Origin of the sequence: Burkholderia seminalis DSM 23518, from assembly GCF_902832885.1 — a bacterium.
Taxonomy (GTDB): domain Bacteria; phylum Pseudomonadota; class Gammaproteobacteria; order Burkholderiales; family Burkholderiaceae; genus Burkholderia; species Burkholderia seminalis.
On sequence record NZ_CADFDK010000001.1, the window covers coordinates 400,399 to 415,460 of the forward strand.

Below are 15,062 nucleotides of genomic sequence, written 5' to 3' on the forward strand. Positions count from 1 at the left end.
GTCGCTACAATGACGTATTGACTCCAACGATCCCCGATTCCATCGATGTCGAACCCGAATCCCGCGGCGCCCCGCGCGCCGATGCTGTCGACCGCCGAGGCGCTCGCCGCGCTGCTCGATGCCGCGAAGCCGCTGCCCGGCGCGGAGACCGTCGCCACGCTCGATGCGCTCGGCCGCGTGCTGGCCGCCGACGTGAGCTCGCCGCTCGACGTGCCGCCGATGCATACGAGCGCGATGGACGGCTATGCGGTGCGCGTCGCCGACCTGCTGCACGGCGATCGGCGGTTGCCGGTGTCGCAGCGCATTCCGGCCGGCCATCCGGCTGGGCCGCTCGCGGCCGGCACGGCCGCGCGGATCTTCACCGGCGCAACGGTGCCGCCCGGCGCCGACGCGGTTGTGATGCAGGAGCAGGCATCGGCCGACGGCGACGCGGTCGAGATCCTGCACACGCCGAAGGCCGGTGAATGGATCACCGCGCAGGGCGCGGACATCCGCCAGGGTTCGGTGATCCTGCCGGCCGGCACGCGGCTCACGCCGCAGGCGCTCGGTCTGGCCGCATCGGTCGGCTGCGCGCAGCTGTCGGTCGCACGGCGGATTCGCGTCGCCGTGTTTTTCACCGGCGACGAACTGACGATGCCGGGCGAGCCGCTGAAGCCCGGCGCGATCTACAACTCGAACCGCTTCACGCTGCGCGGGTTGCTGGAGCGGCTCGGCTGCCACGTGACCGACTACGGGATCGTGCCCGATTCGCTCGCCGCGACGCGCGACACGCTGCGCGAGGCCGCGCGCGATCACGACGTGATCCTGACGAGCGGCGGCGTATCGGTCGGCGACGAGGATCACGTGAAGCCCGCCGTCGAGGCCGAAGGGCGGCTCGCGCTGTGGCAGATCGCGATGAAGCCCGGCAAGCCGCTCGCGTACGGCGCGGTGCGCCGCGGCGACGAGCGTGCGGACGCGCACTTCATCGGCTTGCCCGGCAACCCCGTGTCGAGCTTCGTCACGTTCCTGCTGTTCGTGCGGCCGTTCCTGCTGCGCCTGTCCGGCGTGCGTGACGTCGCGCCGCGCGCACTGTCGCTACGTGCGGACTTTTCGCAAGGCAAGGGCGACCGGCGCAACGAATTCCTGCGTGCGCGCGTCAACGCGGCCGGCGGGCTCGACCTGTTTCCGAACCAGAGCTCGGCGGTGCTGACGTCGACGGTCTGGGGCGACGGCCTGATCGACAACCCGCCGCAGCACGTGATCAGCGCCGGCGAGACCGTCCGTTTCATTCCGTTTTCCGAACTGCTGTCGTAACGCGACGGCTTCCCGAACCATGAAGATTCAGCTGAAATTTTTTGCAAGCGTGCGCGAGGCACTGGGTGTCGCCGACGAAGCGGCAACCGTGCCGGACAGCGTGACGACCGTCGGCGACGTGCGCGCCTGGTTGCGCGTGCGCGGCGGCGTATGGGCCGAGACGCTCGCCGAGGGGCGCGCGCTGCGCATGGCCTGCAACCACGAGATGACCGATCCCGACACGCGGCTCACCGAAGGCTGCGAGGTCGCGTTCTTTCCGCCGGTGACGGGCGGCTGAGGGGCGCGCGATGGCAACGGTACGAGTCCAGGCCGACGATTTCGATCTGAATGCCGAAGTCGCGGCATTGCGCGCGCGCAACCCGAAGATCGGCGCCGTCGCGTGTTTCGTCGGCACGGTGCGCGACCTGAACGAAGGCGATTCGGTTGCCGCGATGGAGCTCGAGCACTATCCGGGGATGACCGAGAAGGCGCTCGAGAAGATTGCCGCCGAGGCCGGCCGGCGCTGGCCGGGCATCGACGTCGCGATCGTGCATCGCGTCGGCAGGCTGCTGCCGCTCGACCAGATCGTGATGGTCGCGACGGTCGCGCCGCACCGCGGCGATGCATTCGCGTCGTGCGAATTCGTGATGGACTATCTGAAGACCGAGGCGCCGTTCTGGAAGAAGGAAACGACGCCGGACGGCGAGCGCTGGGTCGATGCGCGCAGCACCGACGATGCCGCGCTCGCGCGCTGGGGCGTCGAGTCGGGCAATACGCCGCGCTAGGCAGTGCGTCGATCTGCCGCGGGTGGTGCGCCCGGCGTCACGGGCCGCGCGTCACGCGTCCGGGTCGGCGCTGCGTCCGACGATCTTCGTCGGAAACGGTTCGCCGCGGGCACGCGACGGCAGCGCGTGCGGATCGTCGCCCGCGTCGCGGCGGCGCGGCGCGATCGCATCGAGCAGCGCCTGCTGCTCGGGCGGAATCCGATAATCCCAGCCGAACCGGCTCAACTGCAGGCTCTGGGCGATCCGCAGCGCGGGCGCCATGAAGCGGATCGCCGCGGGCGGCGCGTAGCGCGCCTCGACGGTCCTCAGGAACAGCGCCAGCCAGCGGCTGAAATGGGCCGGCTCGATCCCGTCGAGCGGCTGGTGCGCCTGCTGCACGTTGCCGCGATAGCCTTTGGTGCCGAGTACGAGGCTCGACCAGAACGTGACCATCTTCGGCAGGTGGTCGTCCCAGCGGCCGGCCAGCTTCGCGTCGAACACGGGCCCGAGCAGCGGGTCGGCGCGCACGCGGTCGTAGAACGCGTAGACGAGCGCGCGGATGTTGTCTTCGGTCGGCTCGGTGTCGCGAGGGCGGGCCGGTGCGGTTTCGGGCGAGGCGGGCAGGGCATTCATGGCAAAAAGGGGCCGGTAGATCGGAGTGCTGACGGGCAGTGGCGGGAGGGCAGGCAGGACGCCGGTCGGATTTTGTCGCAAAATAGCGTCCAATACCCGCTGAAAAACGCGCAAGTTTCATGCATCTTATTGCGCGCACGCGATCCCGGCAACCCGGGGTCGCGGAACGGGACCGTCAGCCGGCCCCCGCACGCCCCGCGATCGGCCCGGCCCGCGTCATCGGGGCACGATCGATCATTTCCGTATCCGTCCATGAGACTCACTGACTACACCGACTATTCGCTGCGCGTGATGCTGTACCTTGCCGTGCGCGGCGAGGGGCTCGCGACGATCCAGGAGATCTCGGATGCCTACGGCATCTCGAAGAACCATCTGATGAAAGTCGTGCAGCAGCTCGGCGAGCTGGGATGGGTCGACACGGTTCGCGGCCGCAACGGCGGGCTGCGGCTCTTCCCGGCATCGCTCGAGTTGACGGTCGGCCAGGTCGTGCGCGCGACCGAGAGCGACTTCGCGCTGGTCGGCTGTTTCGCGACCGACGGCGGCGAATCGCGCGGCTGCGTGATCGAGCCGCGGTGCCGCCTGAAAGGCGTGCTGGCGGCCGCGCGCGATGCGTTCTTCGCCGAGCTCGACCGTCACCGGCTCGGCGAGCTGGCCGAGCCCGCGTCGCCGCTCGCGGCGCTGCTCGGCATCCGTCCGGTCGTGCCCGTGCGTGCCGAATCGTCGCCGGACGACCCATCGGCGGCCGGCTGACGCACGCGCGCCGCGTCCCGCGATCCGAACGCGGCCCGTCCCGGGGCCGCTTCCGGCCTATCGAGCAATTTTTGCGCTGAATCAACCCGAATTTGGCTTGAAAGCCGCATAACCATCCTTATCTTGGTGTTAATCGAAAATTGGAGGTCTCGACTAAATGAGAATCGACAAGCTCACCACCAAGTTCCAGGAAGCACTCGCGGACGCGCAAAGCCTCGCGGCAGGCCGCGACAATCAATACATCGAACCCGTTCACGTCCTCGCGGCGCTGGTCGCGCAGCAGGACGGGTCCGCCCGCTCGCTGATGTCGCGCGCGGGTGTTCACGTGCAGGCGCTGCAAGGCGCGCTGAACGAAGCCATTTCGCGCCTGCCGCAAGTGACGGGCACGGGCGGCGACATCCAGATCGGCCGTGAACTGGCCGGGCTGCTGAACCAGGCCGACAAGGAAGCGCAGAAGCTCAACGACACGTTCATCGCGAGTGAAATGTTCCTGCTCGCCGCGTCCGACGACAAGGGCGAAGCCGGCAAGCTCGCGCGCCAGCACGGCCTCACGCGCAAGGCGCTCGAAGCCGCGATCGCCGCGGTGCGCGGCGGCTCGCAGGTGCATAGCCAGGATGCGGAAAGCCAGCGCGAGGCGCTGAAGAAGTATACGGTCGACCTGACCGAGCGGGCCCGTGCGGGCAAGCTCGATCCGGTGATCGGCCGCGACGACGAAATCCGCCGCTCGATCCAGATCCTGCAGCGCCGCACCAAGAACAACCCGGTGCTGATCGGCGAGCCGGGCGTCGGCAAGACCGCGATCGTCGAAGGGCTCGCGCAACGGATCGTCAACGGCGAAGTGCCGGAGACGCTGAAGGGCAAGCGCGTGCTGTCGCTCGACATGGCGGCGCTGCTCGCCGGCGCGAAGTATCGCGGTGAATTCGAGGAGCGCCTGAAGGCCGTGCTCAACGACATCGCGAAGGACGAAGGCCGGACGATCGTCTTCATCGACGAAATCCACACGATGGTCGGTGCGGGCAAGGCCGAAGGCGCGATGGATGCGGGCAACATGCTGAAGCCGGCGCTGTCGCGCGGCGAGCTGCACTGCATCGGCGCGACCACGCTCGACGAATACCGCAAGTACATCGAGAAGGATGCCGCGCTCGAACGCCGCTTCCAGAAGGTGCTCGTCGACGAGCCGAGCGTCGAGGCGACGATCGCGATCCTGCGCGGGCTGCAGGAGAAGTACGAACTGCACCACGGCGTCGACATCACCGACCCGGCGATCGTCGCCGCGGCCGAGCTGTCGCACCGCTACATCACCGACCGCTTCCTGCCCGACAAGGCGATCGACCTGATCGACGAAGCCGCTTCGAAGATCAAGATGGAAATCGATTCGAAGCCCGAAGAGATGGACAAGCTCGACCGCCGGCTGATCCAGCTGAAGATCGAGCGCGAGGCCGTGAAGAAGGAGCAGGACGAAGCGTCGCAGAAGCGCCTGCAGCTGATCGAGGAAGAGATCGAGCGCCTCGGCCGCGAGTACGCGGACCTGGAAGAGATCTGGACCGCCGAGAAGGCCGCGGTGCAGGGCAGCGCACAGCTCAAGGAAGAGATCGAGAAGGTGCGCGCGGACATCGCGAGGCTGCAGCGTGACGGCAAGCTGGAGAAGGTCGCCGAGTTGCAGTACGGCAAGCTGCCGCAGCTCGAGGCGCAACTGAAGCAGGTCACGCAGGCCGAAGAGCAGGAGCAGCACAACCCGACGCGTCCGCGCCTGTTGCGCACGCAGGTCGGCGCCGAGGAAATCGCGGAAGTCGTGTCGCGCTCGACCGGGATCCCCGTGTCGCGGATGATGCAGGGCGAACGCGAGAAGCTGCTGCACATCGAGGAAAAGCTGCACGAGCGCGTGGTCGGGCAGGACGAGGCGATCAGTGCGGTGGCCGATGCGATCCGTCGTTCGCGCGCGGGTCTCGCCGATCCGAACCGTCCGTACGGCTCGTTCCTGTTCCTCGGCCCGACGGGCGTCGGCAAGACCGAGCTGTGCAAGGCGCTGGCGTCGTTCCTGTTCGATTCGGAAGAGCACCTGATCCGCATCGACATGAGCGAGTTCATGGAGAAGCACAGCGTCGCGCGGCTGATCGGCGCGCCGCCGGGTTATGTCGGCTACGAGGAAGGCGGTTACCTGACGGAAGCCGTGCGTCGCAAGCCGTACAGCGTGATCCTGCTCGACGAGATCGAGAAGGCGCACCCGGACGTGTTCAACGTGCTGCTGCAGGTGCTCGACGACGGCCGCATGACGGACGGGCAGGGGCGGACGGTCGACTTCAAGAACACGGTGATCGTGATGACGTCGAACCTCGGCTCGCAGGTGATCCAGGCGATGACGGGCGCACCGCAGGAAGAGATCAAGGACGCGGTGTGGCTCGAGGTGAAGCAGCATTTCCGCCCCGAGTTCCTGAACCGGATCGACGACGTCGTCGTGTTCCATGCGCTCGACCGCAGCAACATCGAGTCGATCGCGAAGATCCAGCTCGCCCGCCTGCACGACCGGCTCGCGAAGCTCGACATGGCGCTCGACGTGTCGCCGGCGGCGCTCGAACAGATCGGCAAGGTCGGCTACGATCCGCTGTTCGGCGCGCGGCCGCTGAAGCGCGCGATCCAGCAGGAGATCGAGAACCCGGTCGCGAAGCTGATCCTCGCGGGCCGTTTCGGTCCGAAGGACGTGATTCCGGTCGACGTCAACGACGGCAAGTTCGTGTTCGACCGCGTCGTTCACTGATCGCCTGCCATCGGTTGCCCGCCCGGTTCGCGCCGGGCGCGCAAAAACAAACACCCCGCCTCGGCGGGGTGTTTGCTTATGGGGCGGCCGAACGGGCCGCCGCGCGGGCCGGGACGCTCAGCCCTGCTTGTTGCCGCCGAACATGCCGGCGAGCTGCGTGAGCGCGCCGAGCACGTTCGACGTGTCGACCTGGCCGCCGGCCGGCACTTCGCCGTTCGGCGTCGCGCCGTTGACCACGTGCGGCAGCACCTGCGCGAGGATCGACGAGGCCTGCGACGGGTCGATGCCGACCTTGCTCGCGAGCGAGCCGACGACGTCGGAGCCCAGCACGTTCTGCAGCGTGTCGGCCGAGATCGGCTGGTTTTCGCCGTTGCCGACCCACGAACCGATGATGTCGCCGGCGCCACCGGCCTTGAATTTCTCGATCAGGCCGTTCAGGCCGCCCGGCTGGTTGTTGATGAATTCGAGCGCGGTGGTGATCAGCGCGCTTTGCGAGTTGCCGCCGGCCTGGCCGCCGATCAGACCGCCAACGATGTCGAGGAGACCCATGGTTCTTCACCTTCACTGAAAAGGGCGCCGTGACGACGGCGCCCGTTGAACGAATGCCGCGCGCACGCCGTCGCGCGCGCGGCGCACATCAGGCGCCCGACGCCGCGGCGGCGGAGGCTGCCTTGTCCTTCTTGCTCTTCTTCTTCGAACCCTTCGTCGCCTTCGTGGACGACGCGGCGGCCGGGGCGCTCGCACCCGCGTCGGCGGATGCCGCCGCCGCTGCCGCTGCCTTTTCCTTCTTCGATGCGCGCTTCGCCTTGGCCGGCTTCGCCGCCGCATCCGGTGCGCTGGCCGCCGGGGCCGGCGTCGCAGCCGTCGTGCCGGCCGTCGCGGTCGTGGACGTCGACGCGGTGCCCGCCGAGGTCGTGGCCGGCGTGGTGGCCGGTGCCGTTGCGGCCGGCTTCGACAGCTTGACGCCCTTCGGCGGCGTCGACGAGCCGCCGATCGTCAGGCCGTTTTCCTCCAGATGCCCGACCGACTTCGTGCCGAGACCCTTCACGCGGTTCGCGAGATCGTCGGCGTCCTTGAACGGGCCGTTCTTGGTGCGTTCGTCGATGATCGCCTTCGACTTCACGGGCCCGAGACCCTTCACGGATTCGAGCGCGGCCTGGTCGGCCGTGTTGACTTCGACGGCCGCGGCAAGGCCGGCGGCAAGCGACAGCGACAGCGCGACGAACAGCATCAGCAGCTTTTTCAGCATGGCAAAGGCTCCCTGGTTCTGACGGATGAATGGCTGTTGCAACGGACGGCGGGGCGCGAGGTGGCCGGGCGTCGCCGTTAAGCATAGGACAAATGCGTGCCCTTTTTAAGACAGGCTGACTGAATCTTGCTGAAGGCTTGCGGTGCTGTAAAGGCCGAAACCCGCGCCGGGCGCCGCTTTTGACCATTGTTTACGGTGTCGCCGGGGGCGAGCGGATCGTCGTCGCGCTGGCCGTGCGATCACGCTTGACTTAGAGTGAACTCTAACTCCTAACCTTGTTCCTGCCATGTCGAAAACCGTATCCCCATCCTCCTCCGCCGGTCCGCTGACGATCGGGCAAGTCGCCGAACTGACGGGCGTGTCGACGCACACGTTGCGGTACTACGAGCAGGCCGGGCTGCTGCGCGCGATTTCGCGCACGGCGGCCGGGCACCGGCTCTATGCGCCGGCCGACCTTGCCGGGCTGGCCTTCGTGATGCGCCTGAAGGCGACCGGCATGCCGATCGCGCAGATCCAGGCGTTCGCGGTGCTGCGCGAGCAGGGCGAGTCGACGTTCGGCGCGCGGCGCGACTTGCTGGTCGCGCATCGCGACGCGGTGCGCGCGCATATCGCGGAGCTGCAGGCGAACCTCGATGCGATCGGCGACAAGATCGCGTACTACGAGGCGCAGGAACGGGAAACGGAACGACGGGCGAAACCTTCTCTCTCTTTATCGGAACAGGACGGACACGATGGAACGACTCGTTGAGGATCGCTACACGCGCGGCTGGAACAAACTGAAGGAAATCGACGGCGAAGCGGGCGAACGCGTGATCGCGGCGCTGGCGCCGATCGCGCCGGACTTCGCGCGGCTCCTGGTCGAATTCAGCTTCGGCGACATCTACAGCCGGCCGCAGCTCGACCTGAAAGCGCGCGAAATCGCGACGATCGCGGCGCTGGCCGCGCTCGGCAACGCGCAGCCGCAGTTGAAGGTGCATATCGAGGCCGCGCTGAACGTCGGCTGCACGCGCGACGAGATCGTCGAGGTGTTCATGCAGATGGCCGTGTATGCGGGGATGCCGGCCGCGCTGAACGCGTTGTTTGCCGCGCACGAGGTGTTCAAGCGGCGCGACGAAACGGCCGGCGTGACGGACGATGCGAACGAAGCGGCCGGGCAGCCCGCATGACGGAGCGTGCGCCCGCGCGTCACGCGCGGTGCGGTGCGACGATCCGGTACTTCGCGATGCGCCGGTACAGCGTCGCGCGCGACATGCCGAGCGCCTGCGCGGCCGCGTCGGGCCGCCAGCGATGCGCGGTGAGCGCGGCGACGATGCGGCCGCGTTCGTCGTCGGGCAGCGCGCCCGGCGGAGCACCGCCGAGTTGAGCGGCGAGCTCGGCCGGCAGGTCGCGTCGCGTCACGCGCGCGGCGTCGCACACCGCGCACGCGTAGCGCAGGACGTTGCGCAGTTGCCGCACGTTGCCGGGCCACGCGTACGCGGCGAGGTGTTCGGCGAGCGTCGGATCGAGCGTGAGCACGTGGCCGGTCGCCTGCGCTTCCTCGGCGAATACGGCGGCAATCACGTCGCGCACGTCCGTGCGTGCGCGCAGCGGCGGCAGTTCGAACGTCGCGCCGCTCAGGCGGTAGTACAGGTCTTCGCGGAAGGTCCCGTCGGCCACCATCCGCGCGAGATCGCGGTGCGTCGCGCAGATCACGTCGAGATCGACGCGCACGGGCGTATCGCTGCCGAGCGGCACGACCTCGCCGTCGGCGAGGACGCGCAGCAGGCGCGTCTGCAGCGCGAGCGGCATGTCGCCGATTTCATCGAGAAACAGCGTGCCGCCGTCGGCGAGCGCGATCTTGCCGCGCGCGCCGTGCTTGCGTGCGCCGGTGAACGCACCGGCCGCATAACCGAACAGTTCGCTCTCGATCAGCGCATCGGGCAGCGCGCCGCAGTTGACGGCGACGAACGGCCGCGCGCGCCGTGCGCCGGCGTCGTGGATCGCGCGGGCGAACACCTCCTTGCCCGCACCGGTTTCGCCGAGCACGAGAATCGGCAGCCGTTTGCTCGCGACCCGCAGCGCGAGTTCGGCCTGTTGCGCGATATGCGCATCGCTGCTGTGCAGGAACGGCGTCAGCGCGCCGACGTTGCGCGGCGCGGTGCCCGCGCGGCGCGATACGGTGCCGGGCTCGCGGCCCGCGCGTCGTAGCGGCGCCCGCAACCGCGCATAGAGCGGTGCGCCGGTGGCGCGCAGCCGCAGCGCGACGATCGTATCGAGCCGCGCGACATCGCGCAGCGGCATCTCGGTCGCATCGAAGATCTCGTCGATGTGGCGCGGCTCGCGCAGCGCCGGCAGCGTGTCGCGTGCCTGCCGGTTCGCGGCGACGATGTTGCCGCATTCGTCGAATGCGATCATCCATTCCGGTTGCGCCTCGACGTAGTGACGGTTCGGATGCCCGAACAGGATCCAGTGCTGCGCGGTGCTGTGCACGAAGTAGCCGTCCTCGATCAGCGCCGCGCTTTGCCGCACGAGCTGGTAGACGAGGCGCTGGCTGTCGCGGCCGTCGGGCGAATGCACGGCCGACGCGTCGAGCACGCCGATCAGTTCGCCGCCCGGCGAGAAGATCGGCGCGGCGCTGCAGGTGAGCGTCGTGAACGCCGCGCGAAAGTGATCGGTCTTGTGCACGGTGATCGGCGCGAGATCGGTCAGCACGCTCGCGACGCCGCAGGTGCCTTCCTCGCTTTCCGACCAGCACGAGCCGATGTGCAGCCCCGCATGGCGGAAGTCGTTGCGGCGCTCGCGGTCGATCCGGTAGTCGATCGTCACGCCGTGCGCGTCGGTCAGCATCACGCAGTAGTCGGCGACGCGGATCATGTCGTGCAGCCGCGTCAGGCATTGGCCCGACGCGCGCAGGAACGCCTCTTCCTTGTCGCGCACTTCGCGCAGCTCGGCCGCGGTCAGCACACGCGGGCCGATCGACGAAGCGGGGTCGAGACGGTAGCGCTCCAGCGACCGTTGCCACGACGACACGAGGCGCGCGGAGTCGGCCGGCGCGGGCAGGCGTCCGGCGAGCGCGCCGAGCACGCGGTCGGCGTGCTGGGCCTGGGGAACGGCGTAGGGCATGGTCGGCTCCGGTTCCGTACGGCGGGGAATGCGATGTTCTTGTAGCACATCCGGTTCGGCGGATCACATTGCATCGCAGCACGCGGCCGGCGTGAGACGTTCGTCTCACCGGTCGCTCGCCGTGTCTCGCGCGCGTGAGACATCCGCATGCGCGGCGCACGGTGGCCGTCCGGCTGGCCGACGCACGCGTCGAGCCGCGCGCGTGCGGGGTTTGCGGGCAGGGCGGCGCGCAAGCGCAGAGGCCGGGGCGATCGTTTCGTCGCATCGGCTGCGTGAGACGCACGGGCGGATTCGCCAGGTGCCGTGTCGTCACGGTCACGAAGCGCGAACGCGTGCCTGCCTGTCGCGCCAGTGTGCACGCGGGTTCCGCGGTCGTCGCAGCGACGATGGCACGCCGCTTGCAGAGATCACGGGCAAGCCGATGCGGTCGCGTCGGCGACGACGATCCGCCGCCCGTCGATGGCAGCGGACGACACAGACCGGGCCGGCATGGCCGGTCCACTGGATGGAGACGAACCCGTGACGACGCCCGTTACCGTCGGCGTGATCGCGAACCCCGCATCGGGGCGCGACATCCGCCGCCTCACGACGCATGCATCCGTGTTTCCGACGGCCGAGAAGGCGAACATGATCGTGCGCCTGCTGGCCGGCCTCGGTGCGATGGGCGTCGAGCGTGTGCTGACGCTGCGCGACCGCACGGGCATCGCGACGCTGCTACTGCGCGCGATCGACACGCATCGCGCGGTCGCGCCGCACGAACGCTGGCCCGAGGTCGAGTTCGTCGACCTGCCGATCACCGATACCGTCGCCGACACGCAGGCCGGCGCCGCGTACCTGCACCGGATGGAAGTCGCGCTGATCGTCGTGCTCGGCGGCGACGGTACCCATCGCGCGGTGGCCGCGCATTGCGGCGCGACGCCGCTCGTCGCGCTGTCCACCGGCACCAACAATGCGTTTCCCGAACATCGCGAGGCGACCGTCGCCGGCGTCGCGGCAGGGCTCGCCGCGACCGGCGCCGTGCCCGCCGAGGTCGCGTTCGTGCGCAACAAGCGGCTCGTCGTGCGCTGTGCGGCGGGCGCGCAGCCGGGGCGCGAGGAGATCGCGCTCGTCGACGTGTGCGCCGCGCGGCAGCGCTTCATCGGCGCACGTGCGATCTCCGGGTCCGACGACCTCGACGCGCTCTACCTGACCTTCGCGGAACCGGACGGCATCGGGCTGTCCGCGCTCGGCGGCGCGTGGGCGCCGCTCGAACGCAGCGCGCCGCACGGGCTTTCGATGCGCTTCGCGGAAGCCGGCAAGGCAGCCGGCACGCCGCTCGTCGCGCCGATCGCGCCGGGGCGCGTCGATCGCGTCGTGATGCGCAGTTGCGAGCGGCTCGAGCCGGACACGTGGCAGGTGATTCCGTTCGAACGCGGCACGCTCGCGTTCGACGGCGAGCGCGAGATCGAGGTCGCGCGCGGCGAGCGCTACGAAATCTCGCTCGACTGGCGCGGACCGCTGACGGTCGACGTCGGCCGCACGCTGCGCTACGCGTCGTCGCGGCAATTGCTGCGCAGCGCCGGCGCGTGGCGCGACTGAGCATCCGGTTTGATGCAGGACGCTTCGCCATCCAGCACGATTTTCAAGGAGACATCGTCATGACAACCGTTCTCGAAGGACAGGTCGCCATCGTCACTGGCGGCGCGCGCGGCATCGGCCGCGGCATCGCGCTGACGCTTGCCGGCGCGGGCGCCGACATCCTGCTGGCCGACCTGCTCGACGACGCGCTCGACGCCACCGCGCGCGAGGTGCGTGCGCTTGGCCGCCGGGCGGCGGTCGCGAAGGTCGACGTCACGCAGGCCGCGCAGGTCGACGCGATGGTCGCGCACGCGCTCGCCGAACTCGGCGGGCTCGACATCCTCGTGAACTGCGCGGGCGTGATCAGCATTCATCCGGTCGCCGAACTGACCGAGCGCGACTGGGATGTCGTGATGGACGTGAACGCGAAGGGCACGTTCCTCGGTTGCCGCGCGGCGCTCGCGCACCTGAAGGCACAGGGTCGCGGCCGGATCATCAACGTCGCGTCGATCGCGGGCAAGGAGGGTTTTCCGAATCTCGCGCACTACAGCGCATCGAAATTCGCGGTCGTCGGCTTCACCAACGCGCTCGCGAAGGAACTCGCGCGCGACGGCGTGACCGTCAACGCGATCTGCCCCGGCATCGTCCGGACCGACATGTGGGACCGGTTGTCCGACGCATGGAAGACCGACGGCGAAACGGTCGAGCAATCGTGGCAGCGGCACCAGTTGACGCTGATCCCGCAGGGCCGCGCGCAGACGCCGGAGGACATGGGCCGGCTCGCGCTGTTCTTCGCGACGATGGACAACGTGACGGGCCAGGCCGTGAACGTCGACGGCGGTTTCACGTTCCATTGACGGCCGCCGGCCGTGCAATCCGCCGCCGCGGCACGGACGCGGCGGCATTCGCAGTCAAACCTACCAGGAGACACACATGACCGCTTCGACCCAGCTCAGCAGGGACACGCTGCTGGACGCCTACCGGCTGATGCGCACGATCCGCGAATTCGAGGAGCGCCTGCACGTCGAATTCGCGACCGGCGAGATTCCCGGCTTCGTTCACCTGTACGCGGGCGAGGAGGCGTCCGCGGTCGGCACGATGCTGCATCTCGGCCTCGCCGACTACGTTGCCACCACGCACCGCGGTCACGGCCATTGCATCGCGAAGGGCGTCGACGTGCACGGGATGATGGCCGAGATCTACGGCAAGAAGACGGGCGTCTGCCACGGCAAGGGCGGCTCGATGCACATCGCCGACCTGTCGATGGGGATGCTCGGCGCGAACGGGATCGTCGGCGCGGGCGGCCCGCTCGTGTGCGGCGCGGCGCTCGCGGCGAAGCACAAGAAGACGGGCGGTGTCGGCGTGTGCTTCTTCGGCGACGGCGCGTCGAACCAGGGCGTGATCTTCGAATCGATGAACCTGGCGTCGGTGTGGCGCCTGCCCGCGATCTTCGTCGCCGAAAACAACGGCTACGCGGAAGCGACGTCGTCGAGCTGGTCGGTCGCGACCGACAACATCGCCGACCGCGCGAACGGGTTCGGGATGCCGGGCGTGATCGTCGACGGCTTCGACTTCTTCGCGGTGCACGAAGCGCTCGGCGAAGCCGTCGAGCGCGCGCGCAACGGCGGCGGCCCGACGCTGGTCGAGGTGAAGTTCACGCGCTATTTCGGCCATTTCGAAGGCGATGCGCAAACCTACCGCGCGCCGGGCGAGGTACAGAAGCTGCGCGACGAGAAGGACTGCCTGAAGCATTTCGAGACGCGTGTCGTGCGTGCCGAAGCGCTGACGACGGCCGACCTGCGCGCGGTCGACGCGCAGGTCAAGGCGCTGATCGACGACGCGGTCGCGCAGGCGAAGGCCGCGCCGGTGCCGGATGCCGCCGACCTGCTGGCCGACGTCTACGTGTCGTATCTGTGAGCGCGGCCTGACATCGCGGCCGGCACGGCAAACCGAACATTCCAGGAGACAGACATGGCAAGGAAGATTACTTATTCGCAGGCGATCAACGAAGCGCTCGCGCAGGAAATGGCGCGCGACGACAGCGTGATCGTGATGGGCGAGGACAACGCGGGCGGCGCGGGCGCGCCGGGCGAGGACGACGCATGGGGCGGCGTCCTCGGCGTGACGAAAGGGCTGTTCCACAAGTTTCCGGGCCGCGTGCTCGATACGCCGCTGTCGGAGGGCGGCTACATCGGCGCGGCGGTCGGCGCGGCCGCATGCGGGATGCGGCCCGTCGCGGAACTGATGTTCATCGATTTCATGGGCGTGTGCTTCGACCAGATCTTCAACCAGGCCGCGAAATTCCGCTACATGTTCGGCGGCAAGGCCGTGACGCCGGTCGTGATTCGCGCGATGTACGGCGCCGGGTTGCGCGCGGCCGCCCAGCACTCGCAGATGCTGACGTCGCTGTTCACGCACATTCCCGGGCTGAAGGTCGTGTGCCCGTCGACGCCGTACGACGCCAAGGGGCTGCTGATCCAGGCGATCCGCGACAACGATCCCGTGATCTTCCTCGAACACAAGCTGCTCTATACGCGCGAAGGCGACGTGCCGGAGGAGTCCTATGCGATTCCGTTCGGCGAGGCGAACGTGGTTCGCGACGGTGACGACGTGACGATCGTCACGTATGGCCGGATGGTGCATCTCGCGATGGACGCGGCCGCGAAGCTCGCGAAGGACGGCATCCAGTGCGACGTGATCGACCTGCGCACGACGTCGCCGCTCGACGAGGAGACGATTCTCGAAAGCGCCGAACGCACGGGGCGCGTGGTGGTCGTCGACGAAGCGAATCCGCGCTGCTCGATCGCGACCGACATCGCCGCGCTCGTCGCGCAGCGCGCGTTCCATTCGCTGAAGGCGCCGATCGGGCTCGTCACCGCGCCGCATACGCCGGCGCCGTTCGCGAGCGTGCTGGAAGACCTGTACATCCCGTCCGCCGATGCGATTGGGCAGGCGGTCCTGAAGACGAGGAGCTGACACG

The 15,062-nt window shown here is 68.8% G+C and carries 15 protein-coding genes; 11 read left to right on the plus strand and 4 right to left on the minus strand.

The window, feature by feature from the left end; all coding sequences use genetic code 11:
* The first annotated feature begins 45 nt into the window (after positions 1-45).
* From HWX00_RS01865 to HWX00_RS01875, 3 genes are read left to right on the plus strand one after another with little or no spacing between them, the layout of a single operon-like run.
* Positions 46-1,293 (plus strand): molybdopterin molybdotransferase MoeA, encoded by a 1,248-nt coding sequence (locus HWX00_RS01865; RefSeq protein ID WP_034188670.1) that lies wholly within the window; start codon positions 46-48, stop codon positions 1,291-1,293.
* Positions 1,294-1,312: 19 nt separating this feature from the next.
* Entirely contained in the window at positions 1,313-1,570 is a 258-nt protein-coding gene (gene moaD, locus HWX00_RS01870) for a molybdopterin converting factor subunit 1 (protein ID WP_034188669.1), read from the plus strand.
* 10 nt (positions 1,571-1,580) lie between these two features.
* Entirely contained in the window at positions 1,581-2,057 is a 477-nt protein-coding gene (locus tag HWX00_RS01875; RefSeq protein WP_175028802.1) for a molybdenum cofactor biosynthesis protein MoaE, read from the plus strand.
* Positions 2,058-2,108: 51 nt separating this feature from the next.
* Here the strand turns inward: HWX00_RS01875 and HWX00_RS01880 are convergent, their stop codons facing one another.
* Entirely contained in the window at positions 2,109-2,669 is a 561-nt protein-coding gene (locus HWX00_RS01880) for a group III truncated hemoglobin (protein WP_034188667.1), read from the minus strand.
* A 252-nt stretch (positions 2,670-2,921) separates the two neighbouring features.
* On the opposite strand from HWX00_RS01880, the gene HWX00_RS01885 reads away from it, so the two are divergent.
* Positions 2,922-3,419 (plus strand): Rrf2 family transcriptional regulator, encoded by a 498-nt coding sequence (locus HWX00_RS01885; RefSeq protein ID WP_175028803.1) that lies wholly within the window; start codon positions 2,922-2,924, stop codon positions 3,417-3,419.
* A gap of 157 nt (positions 3,420-3,576) precedes the next feature.
* Positions 3,577-6,174: an ATP-dependent chaperone ClpB gene (clpB, locus tag HWX00_RS01890; RefSeq protein WP_034188665.1), complete on the plus strand. Its 2,598-nt coding sequence runs from the start codon at positions 3,577-3,579 to the stop codon at positions 6,172-6,174.
* A 117-nt stretch (positions 6,175-6,291) separates the two neighbouring features.
* Here clpB and HWX00_RS01895 read toward each other — a convergent pair whose 3' ends face one another.
* Together HWX00_RS01895 and HWX00_RS01900 are read right to left on the minus strand one after the other, a co-directional pair.
* Positions 6,292-6,723, minus strand: coding sequence for a YidB family protein (locus HWX00_RS01895; RefSeq protein WP_175028804.1), 432 nt, complete (start codon positions 6,721-6,723; stop codon positions 6,292-6,294).
* Positions 6,724-6,811: 88 nt separating this feature from the next.
* Positions 6,812-7,423 (minus strand): ComEA family DNA-binding protein, encoded by a 612-nt coding sequence (locus tag HWX00_RS01900; protein ID WP_034188663.1) that lies wholly within the window; start codon positions 7,421-7,423, stop codon positions 6,812-6,814.
* Positions 7,424-7,709: 286 nt separating this feature from the next.
* Between HWX00_RS01900 and HWX00_RS01905 the strand changes: the two genes are divergently transcribed.
* The gene (locus HWX00_RS01905) at positions 7,710-8,171 is read left to right on the plus strand and encodes a MerR family transcriptional regulator (RefSeq protein WP_034188662.1); all 462 of its coding nucleotides are present in this window, start codon (positions 7,710-7,712) and stop codon (positions 8,169-8,171) included.
* Complete coding sequence (locus tag HWX00_RS01910) at positions 8,155-8,589, plus strand: carboxymuconolactone decarboxylase family protein (RefSeq protein WP_034188661.1); 435 nt, start codon at positions 8,155-8,157, stop codon at positions 8,587-8,589. Before HWX00_RS01905 ends, HWX00_RS01910 begins: the two co-directional genes overlap by 17 nt.
* A 19-nt stretch (positions 8,590-8,608) precedes the next feature.
* On the opposite strand, the gene HWX00_RS01915 is transcribed toward HWX00_RS01910, so the two are convergent.
* Positions 8,609-10,525: a sigma-54-dependent Fis family transcriptional regulator gene (locus HWX00_RS01915; RefSeq protein WP_175028805.1), complete on the minus strand. Its 1,917-nt coding sequence runs from the start codon at positions 10,523-10,525 to the stop codon at positions 8,609-8,611.
* Between the two features lie 519 nt (positions 10,526-11,044).
* On the opposite strand from HWX00_RS01915, the gene HWX00_RS01920 reads away from it, so the two are divergent.
* From HWX00_RS01920 to HWX00_RS01935, 4 genes are all read left to right on the plus strand, one after another.
* Positions 11,045-12,103 carry an ATP-NAD kinase family protein gene (locus HWX00_RS01920; protein ID WP_175028806.1) on the plus strand — a complete coding sequence of 353 codons (1,059 nt, stop codon included), beginning with the start codon at positions 11,045-11,047 and terminating at the stop codon, positions 12,101-12,103.
* Between the two features lie 59 nt (positions 12,104-12,162).
* A complete protein-coding gene (locus tag HWX00_RS01925; protein WP_175028807.1) occupies positions 12,163-12,939 on the plus strand; it encodes an SDR family NAD(P)-dependent oxidoreductase in 777 nt (258 codons plus the stop codon).
* A 76-nt stretch (positions 12,940-13,015) separates the two neighbouring features.
* A complete protein-coding gene (locus tag HWX00_RS01930) occupies positions 13,016-13,999 on the plus strand; it encodes a thiamine pyrophosphate-dependent dehydrogenase E1 component subunit alpha (protein WP_175028808.1) in 984 nt (327 codons plus the stop codon).
* A 54-nt stretch (positions 14,000-14,053) separates the two neighbouring features.
* Positions 14,054-15,058, plus strand: a complete 1,005-nt coding sequence (locus tag HWX00_RS01935) for an alpha-ketoacid dehydrogenase subunit beta (protein ID WP_175028809.1) — start codon at positions 14,054-14,056, stop codon at positions 15,056-15,058.
* Positions 15,059-15,062 lie beyond the last annotated feature (4 nt).